Consider the following 20,343-nt stretch of genomic DNA (forward strand, 5'->3'; position numbering starts at 1 on the left):
AACCCTTAGTTTACCAAAAATCACCCATAACGCTGAATAATAGGCTTTGCCCGCATCTAAGGCGTGTGATACAATAACGCCCAATACCGTTGTATCCCTCTCTTATGGCACAAATTGTGCGCTAGTGCCTGGAACAATACGTGCAGGCAAGGAGACCGCATGGCAGACAAAGAGAGCATCCTGCAGCTCGGTATCGAAGCTGCGCGTGCGGGTGACAAAGAAGAGGCGCGGAAACTTTTCCGTTTGCTGACCCGCGAGACTCCATCCGACCCTCAAGCATGGCTGTGGTTGGCTGGGGTTGCCGAGGATCGCGAGGAAAAGCGTGCTGCGCTGGAGAAAGTCACCGAACTCGATCCGTCGAATGAATTGGCTCGTCAAGGTTTAGAGGCACTTGGTGGCCCTACAGCTAAGCCTGCTGTTCAAACACCGCCGCCTGCTCCAGAACCTGCACCAGTTTTTGTGGAGCCAGCAACCACTACCGCATTTGATGATTTTGATGTCGATTGGGGGCAACCAAGCCCGCGTGCCGTTGAGCAAACTCCTGCACCTGCTGCCAAAGCAGATCCTGCCCGAACCCGCGAACTAACGCCAGATGAAGAATTTGCCATGTCGTTGGATTCGCTGGGCAGCTATTCAAACGCCATGAGCGATCGCCAAAAGAGTGGCAACGATTCATCAGTCGATTTCGATATTCCCGATTTTGGCGATGATCTCGACCTCGATGCCTACATGAACCGCGAACGGGTCGATGTCTCGCAAATCGAAGTCAAGCCAGAAGAAGCCAAAAAGCCAATCCGCCGTTCACCAACCTTGTCGGCTGCAACCGCAGAAAGCAATAATGTTACCCCCCGTGGTGGCAAACGCAAAACCAACCAAGGCAATAGCGCCTTAATCCGCGCTGTGGTTGGGGTTTTGCTGTTGTTCTTATTGGGCTTCTTGGCTTGGAAGTTCATTTTCTCAGGCGATCCTGAGCCAGTTGCCAATTTGAACACGCCACAACCAACCTCAATTGGTGGCGGCGTAACCGAGCCAGTTTCGCCAACCGTTGATCTGGCCTTGGCAACCCCAATCGTTGAGCCAACGATTGATCCAAACCTGCCCCAGCCAACGCCAGTCCCACCAATCGTTGATCCCAACACCTTCCCAGTCGATCAACAATTGGGTAGTGCTCAACCAGCTTTGTTGCCTTCCGATGGCACAATTCCATTAAATGTTGATGGTTGGTTCTTCAACTATGCTGGCGGCAATTTGGTTGCCGATGGCAATGCGATTAATCTCCAGCCTCAAGGCCGTTGGATTGCAGTGCGCTTGTTGATGGCCGACACTGCTGGCGGGCGTAACATTCCTGCCGATTTGGTTGTCTTGAAAGATGCGCAAGGTCGGGTGTATCGTGCCAATCTTGATGCTTCTGAAGCAGTAACCAATGTCTACCCCGATTTTGTCAATCGTGGCTTCCCATACATCAACCAAAAACAAACCGCGCCAGCTGGCAACTTTACCACGGCGTTGGTCTTTGATGTGGCTCCTGATGCAACCGATTTGGTGTTGTTCAGCCCACAATACCTCGATCAAGGCTATTATGTGCGGGCTAACTCGCAATAAACCTGCCTGATCAAGCAGCGATGCAAAAGCGGTCTTTCGAGTTTCGAAAGGCCGCTTTTGGTTGTGCGAAGCAGGCAAGGGCTGTGCTATCATAGCTCGTAGCAAAACCATCAGCACAAAAGGAAGGTTGTTGTGGGTCTAGTCTTCAATGGATTGTTGCTGGGTGTCCCGCTGGGTTTGACCATTTTAGGCGCGAGTCGGGGGATTCAGCGCGAGGCCATGACGTTAATTGGCATCTTGTTGGGGGCGTTGTTGGCTGAGCTTTGGGGGCCAATCTGGGGACCAAATAATGCCACCCGCTTCAATCAAGATATTGCCAATACTACTGCTTGGATCTCGATTATTCTGCTGCTTATCTGCACGATTTTTATTGGCTATGGCGGGGCTTTGCTCTTGCCTTCGCGCAAGCAGTTGGCCTTGGGGCGCTCGCGCTGGTTTGGGGCTGGCGCTGGCTTATTCAATGGAATCTTGCTGCTCAGCCTGATTTTGCGCTATGGCAATGTCTATAACAACGATTTGCTAATCAGCGAATGGGCAGCGAGTAGCCGCGTAGCAATGGTGTTTATCGAGCGCTTTCCCACAATGTTGCTATTTGGCGTTGTGGCAATTGCCGTGCTGGTCAATTTGCGGCTCTTACAACGCTTGATCTTCAAACTCCATGGCAAGGAAACTAAAAAAGAAGAAAAGAAGAAGGTCGAGGAAAAACCAGCAGATCCGCCCAAACCACCAGAACCAAAACCACCAGCCCCCGATACGGTCAACAACCCGATCTTGCGCGATTTGATTTTGGCTGAGATCAAAAAAGATAAACCACCTGCCTAAAACGCAACAATGGCCGAAATTGCTTCGGCCATTGTTGTTTAAGCATTGATTTAGTTGTTCTTCAAGGCAATGGGCAAGAATACCTGTTGGGTGTAGAGGAAGTCAATCTTGGCTCCACATAAGGCATATTCGCTGCTTGCTGATGATGCATCCCACACCAAAGCCAAGCCTTGATCGGCGTTGGCAATTGGGTAGTTGATGCTGACTGAGTTTTGGGTGCCGGTGCCCATCACTGGGACGCTGGTGATTTGGCTAAATTCACCGCTGCCAACAAAGCTATACAAGTTGAGGCTTGGGCCAGCAGCAGCATTCTTGTAGTAGAAGGTGACGCGGGCAGCCTTCGCACCTTCTGGCGCGGTGACGTTGGTCGTCAAATCTTCAATTTCGTTGCTAACGTTGACACAGCCATTGGCATCGCTGCTGTAGTTCACGTTCGAGCGCCGTGGCACGAAGGTGCTGCCAGTGATAAAGCGACTATCTTGGGTTGGCTTGGTGGTTGGGTTGCTATATTGAAAACGAACCCCACACAAGCGCAGTTGATTGCTCAAAACCCCAGCAAAATCAGCAACCACGCTCAACGATTCGTTGCTTTCATTGACGGTGTAATTCAAGGTTTGATCAAGATTCGTCACTGCCGTATCGGAAACTGGGCTGGTTAATGTGGCAAGGGTGTTGGTTAGGCCTTGGCCATTTGAGGCGATCAGTTTCACCGTCAGATCAGCGCTATTAACATCGCGGAAGTAGCTGCGCACTGCTGTCAGTTGGCTGCCTTGGGGCAAATCAACATCAGCATTCAGGGTGCGGCCATTGATTTTAACAAAGGTACAGCCAGCCCCAGCATACCCATGTTCGGTGCTAGAGTTGGTGTTAACCAAGGTGCTGCCAACAATAAACAAATAATCGGTCGCTGGGCGTGGCTCTGCTGGGGCAGTGTAGGCAATCCGCACGCCACACAATTGCATCGAGGCATTAGTCACACGGGGAAACCATTCCAAGAACAAGCCGCGATTTTGCATATTGACCACATAGGGAGCATATTGCGAACTAATTGGTGCATAGGTGTTGGTCAAGCCGACTGAGCTTGAAATTTCCACCGTGATCAATTCGCGTGGCGTGATCATGTCGCTGTCGTTGAGTGTCAACTTCGCTTTGGTTTGGCTGGTGCTCGTGTCGTTGAGATAATAATCCAAGCCTAAGATGGTTGCACCATTGGGCACTGCAACCGGAGCCGTAAACTCGCCACTGCTGGTGGCATAAATACAACCAGTTGGTTGATTATTATTGGTGTTGCGTGTTGTTTCAAAGGCCGTGGTTGAGTCGCGGGTTTGAAACGAGCTGCCTGCAATCCAAAGATACTCGGTATCGTTGGGAGTAGCTGGGTTTTGAGCTGGGGCTTGGGCTAGGGTACTTTGGGCACGAGCAACCAAAGCCGGCCCAACTAGGAACAACAGTGCCAATAGAACAATGGCGATACGGAATGAAGCGCGGATTCGCGACATTGCTACGTCCTTTCCAAGAATACGAATAGCGGTCGTAAAGATTGACCCTATGCTAGCATAAAGAGATTAAAAAGAAAAACTTTTGGGGGAACCTGCATGGGTGTTTTTTCGGGTGATTTGCGCTCATCCTTGGTGAGGATGCTTGCTTAGCCTTCGCGTTGCAAATCGCGCGGCTCAGCCCCATACAACCATTGATGGCGGGCTTGCGCCTCCCACCAACTGCCAGGAAACTGCGGCCCTGCGCCATAAACTTCCTCGATGGCGGACCGAATTTGGCGCGCGCAAACTTCTGGCGCAACTCGCCCAACTCCCGTTCCCAAGCCAGGAATCGCCACGGTTTTGACCAACTCAGCAATTGCTTGGCCAGCGAATGTGCCATGTTTGATCAGCAGTAACACTGCCCGACAAGCCAGATATGGGTTAACCGTGCCTTGCAAAATCATTGGCACGCGCATGGTTGGCGCGGCAATGACAAACGGAATTTTGGCATGGTCGGTTGGCACCAGCGCCGCCTTGCCAATCAACAACTCGCCAAAATGCTCCTGTTGAATGATCGTTTGCAAGCGTTCTTGGACATGCCAGCCAAAAAAGCGGCTATACAACATATCGATGCCGCCATCCATAAAGCCAAAGCTATTGGCTGGGCTAACCACTGCATCAGTCGCGCAATCGAGAATTGAGCCATGCTGAATGCTGACATTCGGCAAATCGCCACAAATTTGCTGCCATGCGGCGACCATCGCTGGTTGCACATCGGCCAAGATAATCTGCATCGGTTACTCCTTGGGATAATTAATAATTGCAAATGTGCCCTGACCCAATGCCAGCAAATCACCAGCTTCGTTAACCACCCGCCCAGTCAAAATGCCAAAGCGGGTTGTGCGTTCGACCAGTTCGGCGCTAGCAATAATATTGCCGTCAACAATGGGCCGCAGGTAATTAATTTTCAATTCGAGGGTGGCGCAACCAAGCGGGCGTTCCAGCGCCGTCCAAAATGCGCTACCCATGGCGGTATCGAGCAAACTGTAGGCAACGCCGCCGTGGGCAATCCCAGCGGGATTGTAATGGCCAGGATCGATCTGCATCGAGCAGCGCGAGCGCCCTGGCTGTACATCTTCGTAGACTACGCCTAAACTCCAAGTAAAAGCCGCGCCATAGCCTTGATGCTTGCCGATGCGCTGAATTATGGTCAAGGCCAATTGCTGTTCGCGTTCGTCCATTTGGGCCAAAAGCTGCTGAGCTTGCTCTAAAAATGTTGTCATTGCACAACCCCAAAGAAGCCTATGGCACGACCATAGGCTTGAGATATTCCAAGATACGCTGGTTAATGTAGCACAGAATCAGTGAGCTAGGCCGCAATTTTGAGTGGCACGCCACAACGCTCGTGGATGGCTAAAGTGCCCGCCAAAACGTTGGGCACAATAATATCGGCAAATGGATGCTGGGCGCCTTCTGGTGCAATTAGCACCGTGGTCATACCCAAACTTTTGGCCGGAGCAAGGTTGGCCATGGTATCTTCAAACAGCACACATTCGTGGCCTTGGGCGTTGAGCGCGCGCAAAACCGTATGATAGGCATTGAGATCGGGCTTGGCTAAAAATTCAAAGGCCCGAATATCAAAAATTTGCTCAAAATGGGCGTGTAAGCCTAGTTGATTGAGCACGCGCACGGCATGTTCGCGCGGCGAATTGGTGAAGATGATTTTTTGCAGGGGCAAAGCTTGCAACGCGACGTGCAAGCTACCATCATCAGGCAACAACACATCAAGCGTCAATTGATGAATAAAGTTCAAATAATCTTCGGTTTCGACCACGCCATGGTGTTTTTGCAAGCCCGCCAAGGTTGTGCCATATTGCTCATAGTAGCTTTGGCGCAAACGCTGAGCTTCGGCGGCATCGAAGTGCAAATGTTCCTGAAAAAACAATCCAATTCGATCATTAATCTGTTCCATCAGCCCCGATGAGTCAGCGTAAAGGGTGTTATCTAAATCGTACAAAGCAAAACGAAGCGTCATTGGAGCCTCCTTCGACAACATCAGTGCTGGTTTTAATACCTCAACGATAAGCGATCATCTACTACCCTCGCTCAGAGGGTTTTATTAGTCTATCACGCAGATCAAGAGGCTTGTGTAAATGGCATGTTAAGAATTGGCCTTGGTTTGGCTAAACCTTGCCATGTTTGCGACTGATGAAGCGTGGAGTTGCAGCGGTGCAGAAGATTAATGTCCTACCAAAGCCGTGTTAGGCAGCGCAGTTGCGTTCGCCAAATAAATCGTGGAGTGATTGGGCATCGGTGGCGCAGGGCTGAGGATATTTGGCCAGATAACAATCGGGCATCAGCCATGGTGGTAACAATTGCTGCGGCGCTAATTCGGCGTTCCAGCCAGCACCATACAGTTCATCAAGCGTTTCATGGTAGGCTTCAACCAAGATTGGGCGCCGAGCGATATTAGCAGCGCGCCACCAGGTTGCTAGCTCCGCCAAATGATCGAGTAGCTCGTGCTGGCGTTGATAGCTTAAATCGTATTCTTGCATCATTGGTTGCTCCTTATGCATAGAGTTGAGGATTGGCCAGAGGGTGCAAACGGGTATTGCATTAGGTATAGTAGCCTATTTTTGCCGATCATGGCAACCCAATTAGCCCTCAATCCCAATAATTCAACCTACAAAAGTTATAGCAAGTGCCATTCCGCCAAGCTAGATCAATGTCATTCCTTGTATGCCAGCCAGCTCCCACAGTGCGGGCGATAGCCTAGGCTGCAATTATTGAATGCACTTATCTACGCTTAAGCAACTCAAGCGCTTAATTCGCACCAAAAAGCCCTGCTCCTATTCACGGGAGCAGGGCTTTGGTGGCGGAACTCAATCCCGCCCGAGTACAAAGCTAAGGCTTATTGGCCCCAAACGTTCCAGCGGTCGTCGGCGCTGTTGTTGGTCAATTGCGATTGGCCAGTGCCGTCGATGTTCATCACATAGATGTTCCAGTTGCCATCGCGGTTGCTATCGAAGGCGATTTTAGTGCCGTCGAGCTTCCACGATGGAGCGCTATCTTCTGCGCTGCTGTTGGTCAAACGGGTTTGGTTCGTGCCATCAGCATTCATCAAATAGACTTCGCTATTGCCATCACGGTTTGAGGTGAAGACAATCTTGCTGCCATCTGGCGAGACCCGTGGGAAACCGTTATCGCTGGTGGTGCTGTTGGTCAGATTGACCGTGTTGCGCAATTCCAACGAAAGGTATGGATAATCGTTGGTTGGTTGGTCGGCTAGCCAGTTCAATTCGGCGCGATAGATGTTGTACTTGGCGTTGGTGCCACAGCTTGCTGACCAATAGAGATAGCGGCCATCAGCGCTCCAGCTTGGTGTTTCATGAACACAATCATCGAGCGTCACTTGGGTTTGGCTGGCTCCGTTGGTATAGCTCACAAAAATTTGGGGCTTGCCCGAACGGTCTGAGACAAAGGCCAATTTGCTGCCATCTGGCGAAACCGAAGCGTTGTAGTCGTTCGATGGAGTGCCAACATAGCCTTGGTATGGCACACCTGGAGGGGTGGGCGTACCGTCGGTGTAGGTCACGCGGGTCATTGCGCCATCAGCGCCAACCGTCCAGATTTGGCGATTTGCCCCATTACCACGGCGTGAATCGACGAACAATTTGACTTTGCTTGGGTCCCACGAGCGCACCCATGAGTATGGCACGGTTTCTTTGCTATCGTTGCTGCCATACAACAATTGGCTGGTGCCATCGCCGTTCATTGTGTAGGTATCCCATTCTGCTCCACCATCACGTTTTGAACCAAAAGCAATTGGCAAGCTTGGTTCTGAGCTATTCCATGGCGTGCCAAGGTGGGTATAGCGCCATTGGAAGTAGTGTTGGCCGACGTTGCCCATTTCAACTTGATAGGCTGCGTCGTTGGTTGGGGTGTAGGTCAAGATTCGGCGCTCGAACAATTGCACCAAGATGTCTTTTTGAACCCCGCCAACCGTTGCTTTGACCCAGTATGGGTCGCTGATTGGCAAGCCCATGGCGCTCGTCCAATCGACGATTGAGCCAGTTGTGCGTTGACCGTTGACCACAATCGGGCCGGTGCGGTTCAAGAAATCCCAAAAGACTTGGGGAATGTTATGGCCCGTCGTGGCGTTGTAGACCACAAGTTTGGTTTGATCTTTGTAGGCATCGCGCAAATCGTTGCGAGTTGATTTGTTGCCCGATTTGTCGATTGCATCGGCAACCGATTGATCGCGGCGGTCTGGATCGCGGTAGCCATTGTTGTTGAACGTCGAAACTGCTGCAAACGATGCATAGGTTGGCGAATTGCTATTGGTTTGATAGCCATCGCCAGCAACTGGCACGCGGTCGGCGGCGTTGCGAAAAGCGTTATCATAGGCGTTATCGCCAGTTTTCAATTGGCCTGATACCAATTCGACCACCAACAAACCATTGGTTACATCAGTGTTACCATTGATGCCGTTGATTTCCATGCGGGCTTTATCGAAGTATTGCACGCGGCGCAGGCCATTTGGCGATTCACGGTAATATTCGTTATAATCAAACCATGGCCCGAAACCCCAATACAATGAGCGTCCATCACGAACCCGTGGATCATCCGAACGTCGCCACACTTCTTCGAATTTGGGTGAGACAAAGGCCGAACGATTGGCCCAAGGAGCAGCACTAGCCGTTCCTTGGAATAATGTGCTGACCATCACGAAAGCACTAAGCAAACCAGTAAGGCGAACCTTCAATCGAGACATTGCGACTTCCTCCTAAGCAAAAGAACCAGTTTCTCGATCCGTCATCTGCGGTATCTGGCTCTACTATACAACGGTCATCGGGTGAACCAAATTGTACAGATCTGAGATCTATGTCATAAATGCTTGTTAAACCTGATAACGGTTAACCGCCTAAAATTCAGCTAGCCATGCCACGAGGATTAACCAAATGGAACACGCCGAAGTTCGCCGCATGCCCAATGCCCATATTTGGCCCATGAGTGCCAGCGTTATTCACGATCGCTTACAGATTGCTGGTTGCAATCTATCGGCGCTTGCTGCTGAATATGGAACCCCGCTTTATATCTTGGATGCTGAGACGATTCGCACGATTGCAATGCGCTATAGTGCCGCCTTGCGCCATGCCTATGGTGGCCCTGTCAGCATTCACTATGCCAGCAAAGCCTTATTAAATGTTGGGGTCGCGCGCTTGGTGCATTCCTTGGGGTTGGGGTTGGATGTGGTATCTGGTGGTGAGTTGGCAATTGCCCAACGAGCAGGAATGCCGCTCGATCATATTCATTTGCACGGCAATGGTACACCACCAGCCGAATTAGCTCAAGCGGTTGAGGCAGGCATTGGCCGAATTGTGGTCGATAATCTTGATCAGCTGAAATTTTTGGCCGAGTTTTGTGCCAACCGCGCTACGCCGCAAACAATCTTATTGCGGATTGCGCCCGATGTGGCTGCTGGTGCGCATGCCCATATTCGCACCGGCGCAGCCAGCGCCAAATTTGGCTTGCCGCTTGATGATGGAAGCGCTGCCGAAGCTGTACGCCTAGCCTTGCAAGCACCAGGCTTGAATTTGGTTGGCTTACACGCCCATATTGGCTCGCAAATGCGCGATTGGGCAGCATTGCGCGAGATGATCAGTCGCTTGTTGGTGTTTGCCGATCAGCAACGGCGCGAGCGGGGTTGGCTTTTAACTGAATTAAGCCCAGGTGGCGGTTTGGCGGTGGCCTACATGCCCAACGATCAGGCTGGCGATATTCAAACCTACGCCAATACGATTGCCAATGCAGTCCAAACAGGCTGCGAGCGCTATCAGATTCCCTTGCCAAAACTGATTATCGAGCCAGGTCGATCGTTGGTGGCGCGGGCTGGCGTAGCACTTTATAGCGTAACTGGGCACAAAACGGTGGCTGGTGGCAGCAATTATTTGCATATTGATGGCGGAATGGGCGATAATTTGCGGCCTTCGTTGTACAATGCTCAGTATACCGCTGCGTTGGTTGCTCGTCCGCTTGCTCCGCCGATTGCGCCTGTGCAATTGGCCGGAAGGTTTTGTGAGTCTGGCGATGTCTTAATTCGCGAGGTTGCCTTACCTGCCGCCGAGGTTGGCGAGCTTGTGGCAGTGCCTGTCGCTGGCGCGTATACCCTAAGTATGGCAAGCGCGTATAATGGAGTGCCACGCCCAGCGTTGTTGCTGTTAGATCAAGGCCAAGCGACGCTGCTGCAACGCCGCGAAACCTACGCCGATTTGATGGCGCGGGATGTGTAATTGGGGATTCGGTTGTTGGAGGTTGGGCATCAGGGGCTGGGTTTTAACGCAGAGGCGCAGAGATTATGCGTGGCTGAAATACGTGTTGGATTTGGCAAGGGATAATAGGCTAGCAGAAGTTACCGACCTCCAATCCCCGACAACCAAATATTGTTATGTTCTATGCTCTCTGTTCTATACTCTAAATAATTATGAACTCAGTGATTGAAGACATCAAAGAACGCATCGATATTGTGTCGTTCATTAGCGATTATGTGCCGTTGCGCAAGGCTGGGCGCAATTGGGTGGGCTTTTGCCCATTCCATTCGAATACCCGCACGCCAGCGTTTACGGTGTTTGCTGAAAGCAATAGCTATCACTGTTTTGGCTGCAAAGCTAGCGGCACAATTTTTGATTTTTTGATGCAACGCGAGGGCATCGATTTTCCTGAGGCACTGAACCAACTGGCGGCGCGGGCTGGCGTACAATTGCGCCAACGCACCGTTCAAGATGAACAAGAAGATGTGTTGCGCTCGCGCATGGGCGAGTTGAATGCTGCTGCAGCCAAATTTTGGAGCCATCAGCTCTTGCAATCGCCCAAAGCCGCCCATGTTCGCAGCTATATCGAGCAACGTGGGCTACTGCCGCAAGCGGTCGAGCAATTTCAGTTGGGCTATGCCAGCGACGATTGGTCGAGCTTGTTGGGCTATTTGCACGATCGCCATGGCGCAAAGCCAAGCGAAGTTGCCGAGGCTGGCTTGGCCTTGGAGCGTGAGAATGGTGGCTATTACGATCGTTTTCGTGGGCGCTTGATGTTCCCAATTCATAATCCCAAGGGCCAGGTTGTGGGCTTTGGTGGGCGGATTTTGGGCGATGGCCACCCTAAATATATCAATTCGCCCCAAACCTTGCTGTTTGATAAAAGTAGCTTGTTGTATGGCCTCTATCAAGCGCGCGAAACTATTCGCAGCAGCGATAGCGTGGTTGTGGTCGAAGGCTATATGGATGTGATTATGGCCCATCAGGCTGGCTTTCGGAATGTGATTGCGCCAATGGGCACCGCATTAACCGATATTCACGCCAGCCAGTTGAATAAAATGACCAAGCGCATTACTTTGGCAATGGATGGCGACGCTGCTGGGCAATCGGCGGCCTTGCGTGGCCTCGAAACCTTGCGCGAAACCCTTGATACCCATGTGCGGCCTGTGCCAACTGCTTCTGGTTTGCTGCGCTGGGAGCGCGAGCTTGATGCAACAATCGCGATTGCGCTCCTGCCCGATGGCCGCGACCCAGACGATATTGTGCGCAACAATCCTGATGATTGGCGGGCGCTGATTGCTAATGCCCAGCCGTTGATGGATTTTTATCTTGCAACTTTAACCCGGGGCTTAGATTTGGGCAGTGCCAAAGGCAAATCGGCAGCAGTCGAGCGGCTTACACCATTGCTCAATCAAATTGCTGACCCAGTTGAGCGCGCCCACTATATTCAACGGTTGGCCAACCAAATTAAGGTTGATCAACGGCTGATTGAAGGCACAATTAGCGGCGAACAACCAGAGCGGCAGCGCAAGCAGAATCAACGCCAAAGCCGCCCCGCTGCGCCACCACCAGTGTTTTCAATTCTCGAGCAGGAGGCACGGCGTGAAGATTTTCTCTTATCGTTATTAATTCGCTTTCCCCAAGTACATGCGGTGGTGAGCGAACAGTTACGTGATGATTTAGCCGCAGCGCCAACCCTGCGTGAGTTGTGGAATGGCGATGTGAGCGAACTATTTGAACGAGTCGAAAATCGTGTATTATGGGATCTGTGGCGCTCAGCCCAGGCGATGGCTACTCCCAATCCTATTGAATGGCTTGAAACGGTACCACCCGAATTGCAAGCCCATGGCGAACGCCTACTTAATTGGGATCATGCTCCACCAACCCGTAGTTTCCGTGTGACTCGTGAGGCCGAGGAATGTTTGCGCCCATTGCGCTACCGGTTGGGCAAGCGCTGGAGCGAACGCCTTGGTCAGATGATTGCCGCCGCCGAACCTGGTGAACAGGAACGATTGCTGGAGCAAGCCATGGCTTTACAACATTATTTGCGTGCCACATCAGAACCACGCCGTAGCAGCTATTTTCTTGATACCCGTGATTCGCTCAAATAATTAGAGGAGGAACAGATGGCTCTTGACGATGAAGTCCTCGACTCTGAGCTTGCGGGCGATGAAACGGACGATTTTCCCGCTTTACGCACACTCAGCGATCTTTTAGCCACCGGTAAAAAACGCGGTTATGTTACGCCGGGCGAAATTCAACAAATTATCGATTCACAACGTGATGAAGATAAACAACTCGAAGAAATTCGTGAGAGCTTGCAAAAGGCCAATATTCGGGTCGAGGAAACTGGCGACGATGATGATGAAATCACCGTTAGCGAGAATCCCGAAGTCGATTTTTCCAACGAGGGCATTAGTGTCAACGACACGGTGCGCTTGTATTTGCGCGAAATTGGCTTAGTGCCGTTGCTCAAGGGCGAGCAAGAGGTCGAGTTGGCCAAGGCCATGGAAGATGGCGATAAAGCGCAACAGGAATTGATCGAAAACGATCATACGCTTTCCGATGCTGAACGGCTTGCCTTGCGCCGCCGCATTGATCGCGGTCATCAATCGCGTGAACATCTGACCACTGCCAACTTGCGTTTGGTGGTTAGCGTCGCCAAAAAATATATCGGTCGTGGGCTTTCATTGCTCGACTTGATTCAAGAAGGCAATGTTGGCTTAATTCGTGCGGTCGAGAAGTTTAACTACTTGAAGGGCTTTAAGTTCTCAACCTATGCGACATGGTGGATTCGCCAAGCAATTACGCGGGCCATCGCCGACCAAGCGCGCACGATTCGGATTCCAGTCCACATGGTCGAGACGATCAACCGCATGATGCGCACTGCTCGGCGTTTAACCCAAGAGAATGGCCGTGAACCGAGCGATGAAGAACTGGCACAAGCACTCGATCTGACCGTCGAGAAGGTGCGAGCGATTCGCAAAACCTCGATGGAGCCAGTTTCCTTGGAAACGCCAGTTGGCCAAGAGGAAGATAGCCAGCTTGGCGACTTCTTGCCCGACGAAAAGCTTGAAGCGCCTTCCGATGCTGCCTCGCACCAGATGTTGCGCGAACAAGTTGCCCAAGTGCTCGATCAGCTGACCGAACGTGAAAAGCGCGTGCTGAAACTACGCTTCGGGCTGGAAGATGGCACCCAACGCACACTCGAAGAAGTTGGTAAAGAGTTTGGGGTAACCCGCGAACGGATTCGCCAGATCGAGGTTAAGGCTCTGCGTAAGCTGCGCCACCCCCGCTTTGGCAAAAAACTGCGCGATTACCTCGAATAAATCGTTTTAAATATTAACCACGAAGAGCACGAAGAATACGAAGCAATCATCTCTTTGCGCGCTTCGCGTTCTTCGTGGTTAAAAAATCTCGTCGGTTACTCCCAATCCCCAGCCCCCATCAACCAATCCCCAATCTATGTTCTATGCTCTTTGTTCTATGCTCTTTTGATGGCATAGCGCTTGCATAGCCAATTTGACATCAACCAAAACTCAATGTAGAGTTGTTGGGTAGCTAAATAACGAACTGCATGGGGAGTAGCCACCCGCCTTTCGGGGCAAATAGTCGTCAGTACGGAGCCAAACAGCTCCCGGCTATTTGCACGTGAGCAATCAATGTTCACGTCGGCAAGACCATTACGACACGTTTCTTTTTAACCGTGCCGTGTGGATCTTGCGCGGCGTTTTTTTATGCCCCGCACCACAGGCTAAAGCAAGCAGCGGAGGACACGAATGGACATTGGAATTTGGCCATGGGTTGGATTTACCGTCTTTGTATTCGCGATGTTGGCACTCGACTTAGGCGTGTTCCACCGCAATTCGCACGAAGTCTCAGTCAAAGAAGCAGCAATCTGGAGTGTAGTCTGGATTTCGTTGGCCCTAAGTTTTAATGTTGGGTTGTATTTCTGGCAGGGCGGCGATGTTGCCCTCAAGTTCTTGACTGGCTATTTGATTGAGAAATCGCTCAGCGTCGATAATATCTTCGTCTTTGTGCTGATTTTCTCCTATTTCCAAGTGCCAGCCAAATATCAACATCGGGTTTTGTTTTGGGGTGTCTTCGGCGCATTGGTCATGCGCGCAATCCTGATTTTCGTCGGGGCTGCATTAATCGAACGCTTTGAATGGATCATCTATATCTTCGGTGCATTCTTGATCTACACTGGGATTAATATGGCTCGCCAAGGCGAAACCCATATGGACCCCGATACCAACCCGGTGGTTAAATTTGTGCGTAAAATCTTACCTGTTTCTTCTCAATACCATGAAGATCATTTCTTCACCCGCAATGCTGGCAAATTGATGGCCACGCCATTGTTCTTGGTCTTGGTTTTGGTCGAAGCTAGCGACTTGATTTTTGCCGTTGACTCGATTCCTGCAATCTTTGCAGTAACAACTGATACCTTCTTGGTCTATACCTCGAACGTATTTGCAATTCTCGGCTTGCGCTCGCTGTACTTTGTTTTGGCTGGGGTGGTCGATAAATTCTACTACCTCAAATATGGTTTGGCGGTGATCTTGACCTTCGTTGGGGTAAAGATGTTGGTGATTGCCTTGGGCATTCACGTTCCAACCTATATTTCGTTGGCGGTGATTATCGGCGTGTTGGTTATTTCGGTTATTGCTTCATTGCGCCGTGCTAAGCGCCTCGAAGGGGTTGATACTCCATTGGATAACCCAGTGACCAACCAACCAGTCATCAAGCCCGATAACCAAATCTAAATTATTTGAATTCAAGCCCCCGATCGTACAAGCGATTGGGGGCTTTATTGATTTAGCTGGTTGCCCAACGCAGCAGTGCTTCTAATGGGCCATGATTAAAATGTCTTTTCCACCAGACCGAGCAGCCAACCGCTACGCCGAAAAAGCCAAGCGCCAATCCCAATGCTGTTGCCAAACTGCTATTTTGATACAAACCAAGGCTCCTCAGCCCACCTAAGCCAAGCACAATATGCCCAATATACCAAGTCAATGCCAATTGGCCGGTTACTGCTAAGCTATTGATGATGCGACTGGTGCTCAATCCAAGGCTCAGTTGAATACAGCCCATAATTATTGCTAAGCTCAGGCCAGCTGCCGAGAGCATAAACAACGGCATCGGTGGAATCGACGCGGTGCTGAACAACATTGCTGCATCAGGCTTACCCAAAATCGGCCATGTTTGGCTGAAAACATGGGTTAAGCCAATTGATCCAATTTGGGCTGTAAGCGCCATGGCTACCCCAATCCAAAACAAGCGCCAACGAACGAGGGCAACCTGCACGTGTTGCCGCCCCAGCCACATGCCAAAGAAAATCAGGCCCGCCCAAGGAAAAACGCTGCGAAAGCCATCAAATAACAGGTTGCGCAGTAAGCCTGCAAACGTCCATAAATTGCGATATTCAAGCGTTGCCCAGTTCCAGTTTTGGTTAAAATCGAAACGCATAATCAAGCCGACAAATGCCAGCACAAAGCTGAATGCTAAGCTAAGCAAAACGCGATTCGAGGCTTGAAATAGCCATGCAATCAGCAAAAACGCAATGCCATAGACCCGCAAAATATCGCCTGGCCAGATTGTAAGGTTGATCAAGCCCAAAACCAACAAAAACAAGCCCCGTTTGGTCAATGTCCAGCGTTTGGCTTGAATTGCCGCAGCCTCAGCGTTTGGGTTGATGCGGCCAATGAGGCTCAAGCCCACGCCGGCCAACACCACAAATAAGGCTGCTGCCCGCCCTTCGCAAAATGTCACAATTAAGCCCAACCAACTGCTCTGCTGATCGCTTGCCACCAACGTCAGGCTAAAATGCACGATCACCATGCCCAAAATCGCCAAGGCGCGGGCAACATCATAGCCAATAATACGCTGCGCTCGATTGACCACATTTGTGGCCTTATAGGTTGTTGTAACTGCCATAATTCATCTCCAGCCAACGCAAATTCCGCGAATTAAGCGCTCAGGAGCTGCTTAATCATAGATTTAATGCTCGTGGCATAGCTGCTTAAATCATCATCAGGATAAAGCCCTTTGCGCCAGGTTAGGCCATCGATCAGCGCAATGATTAAATTGGCTGTGTTTGCCAAATCAAGCGTTGCACCAAGTTGGCCGCGTTGTTGGGCCAAGCGAAAAACTTCAATGAGTGCTTGTAGGTTTGCTTGATCGCTTTGGCGTACCAAGGCTGCAATCGCTGGATTATGCATGGTTTCCGCGCCAATTTCGGCGCTGAGCTCTGCATATAACGGCGAACTAATCGCTGCTAACAATTGGTCGATCAGCCAATCAAGCCCTTGCCAAAGATCTGGCTGCTGGCTAACGTGCTGCAAGAGCGCGCTTAAATCGCGGCTATCGTCCTCGACAAAGGCCGCGATAATCGCCTCTTTGCTGCGATAGTAGCGATAGACCGAGCCAGGGCTCAGCTGAACTTCGCGACAAATATCGTCCATGGTGGTCTGGTGAAAGCCCTTGCGGGCAAAACAGATTGCTGCTGCTGCTAAGATTTGGCGCTGTCGTACCTCGGCTTTTGTGCTCATACCCTCATAAACTCCTAGCTAGGAAAAATGCGAATGAACGTTCACTCGCATTCTAAAAGAAAAAATATAGTTTGTCTAGGGTGAACAACGAAGATATTTTTAACCACGAAGAACACGAAGGGACACGAAGCGCCGAAACCGTGAAGATCGCGAAGATCACGAAGAATTCTTTTTTTGCCACAGATTCCCACAGATTTTTTGGATTATGTTCCTGCTAGCCCAAAGCTCATCCTCTATCCTTATGTTCTATGTTCTTTTCTGCCTTTTGACCTTTGACTTTTAGGGTTCTGTTCCTGCTCCCCGATAGCCTATAGACTCATTTTTAATTTCTGCCTTCTGCCTTTTGACTTTTGACTTTTGACTTTATCAACTATTTCTGCATGTTTGAGGCTGTAACTAAGCCCAAAATTGGCTATGATAACGCTATTACACGAATGTGAGTAGTAAAGGAACCCCGTTTGATGAACAATGAACATCCGCTGATTACGGCGCGCAATCAACGCACCGAATGGTTTTTAGATACGCGCTTTGGCATGTTTATTCATTGGGGCTTGTATGCGATTCCTGCACGTGGCGAGTGGGTGCGCAGCCTTGAGAAAATCAGCAACGAAGCTTATCAACCCTATTTTGAGCAATTTAACCCAACCGAGTATCAGCCGCGCGAATGGGCAAAATTGGCCAAGGCTGCTGGGATGCGCTACGCCGTGCTCACTGCCAAGCATCACGATGGCTTTTGCCTATTCGATAGCCAACTGACCGAGTATAAATCAACCAACACTCCAGCCAAGCGCGATTTAGTGTGCGAGTATGTTGAGGCGTTTCGCGCCGAGGGTTTGCAGGTTGGTTTGTATTATTCGTTGCTCGATTGGCATCATCCCGATTATCCAGCTTTTGACGATGAATATCACCCAATGCGCGGCAACGAGGCCTATCGCGACCAGCCCCGCGATTTTCAGCGCTACCTCGATTATATGCACGGCCAAATTAAGGAATTGCTGACCAACTATGGCAAAATTGATATTATGTGGTTTGATTTTTCGTATGGCGAGCTGAGTGGCGAGGCTTGGCGGGCCAGCGAGTTAATTAATCAAGCCCGCGCAATCCAGCCGCATTTGATTATTGATAATCGTTTGGCTGCCAGCGGCGAGGGCAACGCAAGCTTTGGCACAGCAACACCCGAAATCTATGCTGGCGATTTTGCCTGCCCTGAGCAATTGATTCCGCCTGCTGGGTTGGTCGATGCGCTTGGGCGTTCAGTGCCATGGGAAGCCTGCATCACGCTTAATCAGCATTGGGGCTACTCGGCCAGCGACCGCGATTTCAAATCGGCACGCCAAGTTGTGCATGGCCTCATCGAGTGTGTCAGCAAAAATGGTAATTTGCTACTGAATGTCGGGCCAGATGCCAAAGGCCGCATTCCGCAGGCCTGCCAACAGATTTTACTCGAAGTTGGGACTTGGATGGCTGAGCACAGCGCAAGCATCTATGGCTGTGGTCGTAGCCAGTTGGAGAAGCCAGAGTGGGGCCGCTACACTCAGCGCGGTTCGACGATCTATGCCCATATCTACGAGCGTGGAATTGGCCCGATTAACTTTCGCGGGCTGAATGGCAAAGTTAAACGTGCATGCCTGCTCGCCGATCATTCGGAAGTAAAACTTGAACTGCCGTGGATTGCCAAAGATTATACTGACGACCTGTTTTTGAACTGGCCCTCAGCCAAATTGCCCAATGAAACCGCGACCGTCGTAGCCTTAGAATTAGAATGAACCATTTTTAACGCAGAGGCGCAGAGAACCAAAAACTTATTTTCTCTGCGCCTCTGCGTTAAATCATAACCTCTAAACCCTAGCCCCTGAGCCCTAGTTCCTATTCGACTGAAACCAACTGGCCATTGATAATTTGTTGAACCCGCAACTCGGCACTTTGCAGCAATTGATTGCACTGGGCAGCGAGTGCCATGCCACGTTCGTAATGGCTCAAAGCTTGTTCTAAGGGCAAATCGCCTGCTTCCAAGGCATTGACGGTTTGCTCTAGCTCATGAAACACCGTTTCGTATGCTTGATTGGTTGGCATATAGACACTCCTTTTTACACGCCGCGAATTAATCCCAATTCGGCACTAAAGCCTGGCCCAAACACCGCGAGCAAGCCAAATTCGTCTTTTGCGAGCGGTTTGGCGGCTAAAGCTTGTTGCATTACAAAGAAAATCGTCGCTGACGACATATTGCCATAGCTGCGCAACACAGCGCGCGAAACTGCCAAATCGGCATCGCTAAGCTGCAACGATTCTTGATAGGCTTGCACAACTTTGGCCCCGCCTGGATGCAACAAATAACGCCCAAGATCTGCTTGATTGAGGCCGTGTTGAGCCAGAAATTGCTCAAGTAAAGGCCGAAACTGTTCGCGTACAATCGAGGGAATTCGCGATGAGAACACAACTTCAAAACCAGAATTGACGATATTCCAGCCCATGATTTCAGCGCTATCGGGGTAGAGATGGCTGCGCGTCGCCACAATCTCTCCCAAGGCTTGATTGCGCGGATTTACCTGATCGCCCTCTAATAATACCGCCGTTACGCCATCGCCAAACAGTGAGGTGGCAATCAAATTGCGTTTGGAGAAATCATCGGCGAGATAGGTCAGCGAGCAAAATTCAACATTGAGCAACAAAACGCGTTGGGTTGGCTCGGCGCGTAAATAATCGAAGGCCGTATTGAGACCGCCCAAGCCACCAGCACAGCCCAAGCCCCAAATCGGCGTGCGACGGGTTTGGGGGCGCATACCAAGGCGCTGGATCAGCAAGGCATCAAGACTGGGAGCTGCTAGCCCAGTGGTCGTGACAACCACAATATGGTCAATATCGTTGGGCGTAAGATCGAGCGGCTGTAAACATGCTTCAATCGCTTGGCAACTCAAATCGAGAGCTGCCTCAATAAACACCGCGTTGCATTCGGCAAAACTGCGTGGTTCGTGCCACCATTCCAATGGGCGTACCAAGTAGCGCGTATCAATTTGGGCATGGCGAAAGATCGTCAGGTAGCGCTGAATTTCGGGAAAAGCTGCGGCAAAGCGTTGGGCAACCATATCTTGCACTGCTCGTTGGGGCACGCAATATTGTGGCACGCCTAGCCCAATTGCTTGGATTCGTGGCATCATCGTTCCTATCTACTAGTGGCTGCTTATTTGCTGAAGCAGTTGGCTGCTTAACTATAGCATGGGCTAGACCAGAACAGAGAGCATAGAACAGAGAGCATAGAACATAAGCGAAGGATGAGGGATGAGGGATGAGGGATGAAAAGCAGAAGTCAAAAGGCAAAATGGGAAGCCGAATTATGGGCTAGAGGGCAGTATTTTAACGCAGAGGCGCAGAGAATGAGAGGCTATGGGCTATGGGCTTTTGGCTATCGGAATATTATTTGGGGAGAAAAAGGATTTGTATTTAACGCAGAGAAATAATGGCTATAAGCTATAGGCTTTTGGCTATCGGAATATTATTTGGGGAGAAAAAGGATTTGTATTTAACGCAGAGGCGCAGAGGAACGATGGCTATGGGCTATGGGAATTTAATCTGAGCAATCTG

Annotated in this window: 17 protein-coding genes; 7 read left to right on the plus strand and 10 right to left on the minus strand. The window is 50.6% G+C overall.

What is annotated here, in order from left to right; translation table 11 throughout:
- Positions 1 to 159: 159 nt before the first annotated feature.
- On the plus strand, positions 160 to 1,602 hold the full coding sequence (locus SE18_RS21990; RefSeq protein ID WP_054536622.1) for a tetratricopeptide repeat protein: 1,443 nt from the start codon (positions 160 to 162) through the stop codon (positions 1,600 to 1,602).
- Between the two features lie 132 nt (positions 1,603 to 1,734).
- Positions 1,735 to 2,424, plus strand: coding sequence for a CvpA family protein (locus SE18_RS21995; RefSeq protein WP_054536623.1), 690 nt, complete (start codon positions 1,735 to 1,737; stop codon positions 2,422 to 2,424).
- A 50-nt stretch (positions 2,425 to 2,474) separates the two neighbouring features.
- On the opposite strand, the gene SE18_RS22000 is transcribed toward SE18_RS21995, so the two are convergent.
- From SE18_RS22000 to SE18_RS22025, 6 genes are all read right to left on the minus strand, one after another.
- The gene (locus SE18_RS22000; protein WP_054536624.1) at positions 2,475 to 3,923 is read right to left on the minus strand and encodes a hypothetical protein; all 1,449 of its coding nucleotides are present in this window, start codon (positions 3,921 to 3,923) and stop codon (positions 2,475 to 2,477) included.
- Between the two features lie 146 nt (positions 3,924 to 4,069).
- Entirely contained in the window at positions 4,070 to 4,696 is a 627-nt protein-coding gene (locus SE18_RS22005) for a macro domain-containing protein (RefSeq protein ID WP_054536625.1), read from the minus strand.
- A 3-nt stretch (positions 4,697 to 4,699) separates the two neighbouring features.
- A complete protein-coding gene (locus tag SE18_RS22010) occupies positions 4,700 to 5,185 on the minus strand; it encodes a PaaI family thioesterase (RefSeq protein ID WP_054536626.1) in 486 nt (161 codons plus the stop codon).
- 86 nt (positions 5,186 to 5,271) lie between these two features.
- Positions 5,272 to 5,937: a pyrimidine 5'-nucleotidase gene (locus SE18_RS22015; protein ID WP_054536627.1), complete on the minus strand. Its 666-nt coding sequence runs from the start codon at positions 5,935 to 5,937 to the stop codon at positions 5,272 to 5,274.
- Between the two features lie 226 nt (positions 5,938 to 6,163).
- The gene (locus tag SE18_RS22020) at positions 6,164 to 6,460 is read right to left on the minus strand and encodes a hypothetical protein (protein WP_054536628.1); all 297 of its coding nucleotides are present in this window, start codon (positions 6,458 to 6,460) and stop codon (positions 6,164 to 6,166) included.
- A gap of 353 nt (positions 6,461 to 6,813) precedes the next feature.
- Complete coding sequence (locus SE18_RS22025; RefSeq protein ID WP_054536629.1) at positions 6,814 to 8,676, minus strand: PD40 domain-containing protein; 1,863 nt, start codon at positions 8,674 to 8,676, stop codon at positions 6,814 to 6,816.
- Positions 8,677 to 8,863: 187 nt separating this feature from the next.
- On the opposite strand from SE18_RS22025, the gene lysA reads away from it, so the two are divergent.
- The 4 genes from lysA to SE18_RS22045 all read left to right on the plus strand — a co-directional run bounded on the left by lysA (position 8,864) and on the right by SE18_RS22045 (position 14,979).
- Positions 8,864 to 10,195: a diaminopimelate decarboxylase gene (lysA, locus tag SE18_RS22030; RefSeq protein WP_083470076.1), complete on the plus strand. Its 1,332-nt coding sequence runs from the start codon at positions 8,864 to 8,866 to the stop codon at positions 10,193 to 10,195.
- Positions 10,196 to 10,395: 200 nt separating this feature from the next.
- Complete coding sequence (gene dnaG / locus SE18_RS22035; protein WP_054536630.1) at positions 10,396 to 12,324, plus strand: DNA primase; 1,929 nt, start codon at positions 10,396 to 10,398, stop codon at positions 12,322 to 12,324.
- A gap of 15 nt (positions 12,325 to 12,339) precedes the next feature.
- Positions 12,340 to 13,542, plus strand: a complete 1,203-nt coding sequence (gene rpoD, locus SE18_RS22040; RefSeq protein WP_054536631.1) for an RNA polymerase sigma factor RpoD — start codon at positions 12,340 to 12,342, stop codon at positions 13,540 to 13,542.
- 450 nt (positions 13,543 to 13,992) lie between these two features.
- Entirely contained in the window at positions 13,993 to 14,979 is a 987-nt protein-coding gene (locus SE18_RS22045; RefSeq protein ID WP_054536632.1) for a TerC family protein, read from the plus strand.
- 52 nt (positions 14,980 to 15,031) lie between these two features.
- Here the strand turns inward: SE18_RS22045 and SE18_RS22050 are convergent, their stop codons facing one another.
- Together SE18_RS22050 and SE18_RS22055 are read right to left on the minus strand one after the other, a co-directional pair.
- Entirely contained in the window at positions 15,032 to 16,150 is a 1,119-nt protein-coding gene (locus SE18_RS22050) for a DUF418 domain-containing protein (protein ID WP_054536633.1), read from the minus strand.
- A gap of 32 nt (positions 16,151 to 16,182) precedes the next feature.
- A complete protein-coding gene (locus tag SE18_RS22055) occupies positions 16,183 to 16,764 on the minus strand; it encodes a TetR/AcrR family transcriptional regulator (RefSeq protein ID WP_054536634.1) in 582 nt (193 codons plus the stop codon).
- A gap of 461 nt (positions 16,765 to 17,225) precedes the next feature.
- Between SE18_RS22055 and SE18_RS22060 the strand changes: the two genes are divergently transcribed.
- Positions 17,226 to 18,530: an alpha-L-fucosidase gene (locus tag SE18_RS22060; RefSeq protein ID WP_054536635.1), complete on the plus strand. Its 1,305-nt coding sequence runs from the start codon at positions 17,226 to 17,228 to the stop codon at positions 18,528 to 18,530.
- Between the two features lie 100 nt (positions 18,531 to 18,630).
- On the opposite strand, the gene xseB is transcribed toward SE18_RS22060, so the two are convergent.
- Together xseB and SE18_RS22070 are read right to left on the minus strand one after the other, a co-directional pair.
- Positions 18,631 to 18,837 (minus strand): exodeoxyribonuclease VII small subunit, encoded by a 207-nt coding sequence (xseB, locus tag SE18_RS22065; RefSeq protein WP_054536636.1) that lies wholly within the window; start codon positions 18,835 to 18,837, stop codon positions 18,631 to 18,633.
- Positions 18,838 to 18,851: 14 nt separating this feature from the next.
- Entirely contained in the window at positions 18,852 to 19,916 is a 1,065-nt protein-coding gene (locus tag SE18_RS22070; RefSeq protein ID WP_054536637.1) for a type III polyketide synthase, read from the minus strand.
- Between the last annotated feature and the right edge of the window lie 427 nt (positions 19,917 to 20,343).

The sequence above is a fragment of the Herpetosiphon geysericola genome (genome assembly GCF_001306135.1).
GTDB classification, from domain to species: domain Bacteria; phylum Chloroflexota; class Chloroflexia; order Chloroflexales; family Herpetosiphonaceae; genus Herpetosiphon; species Herpetosiphon geysericola.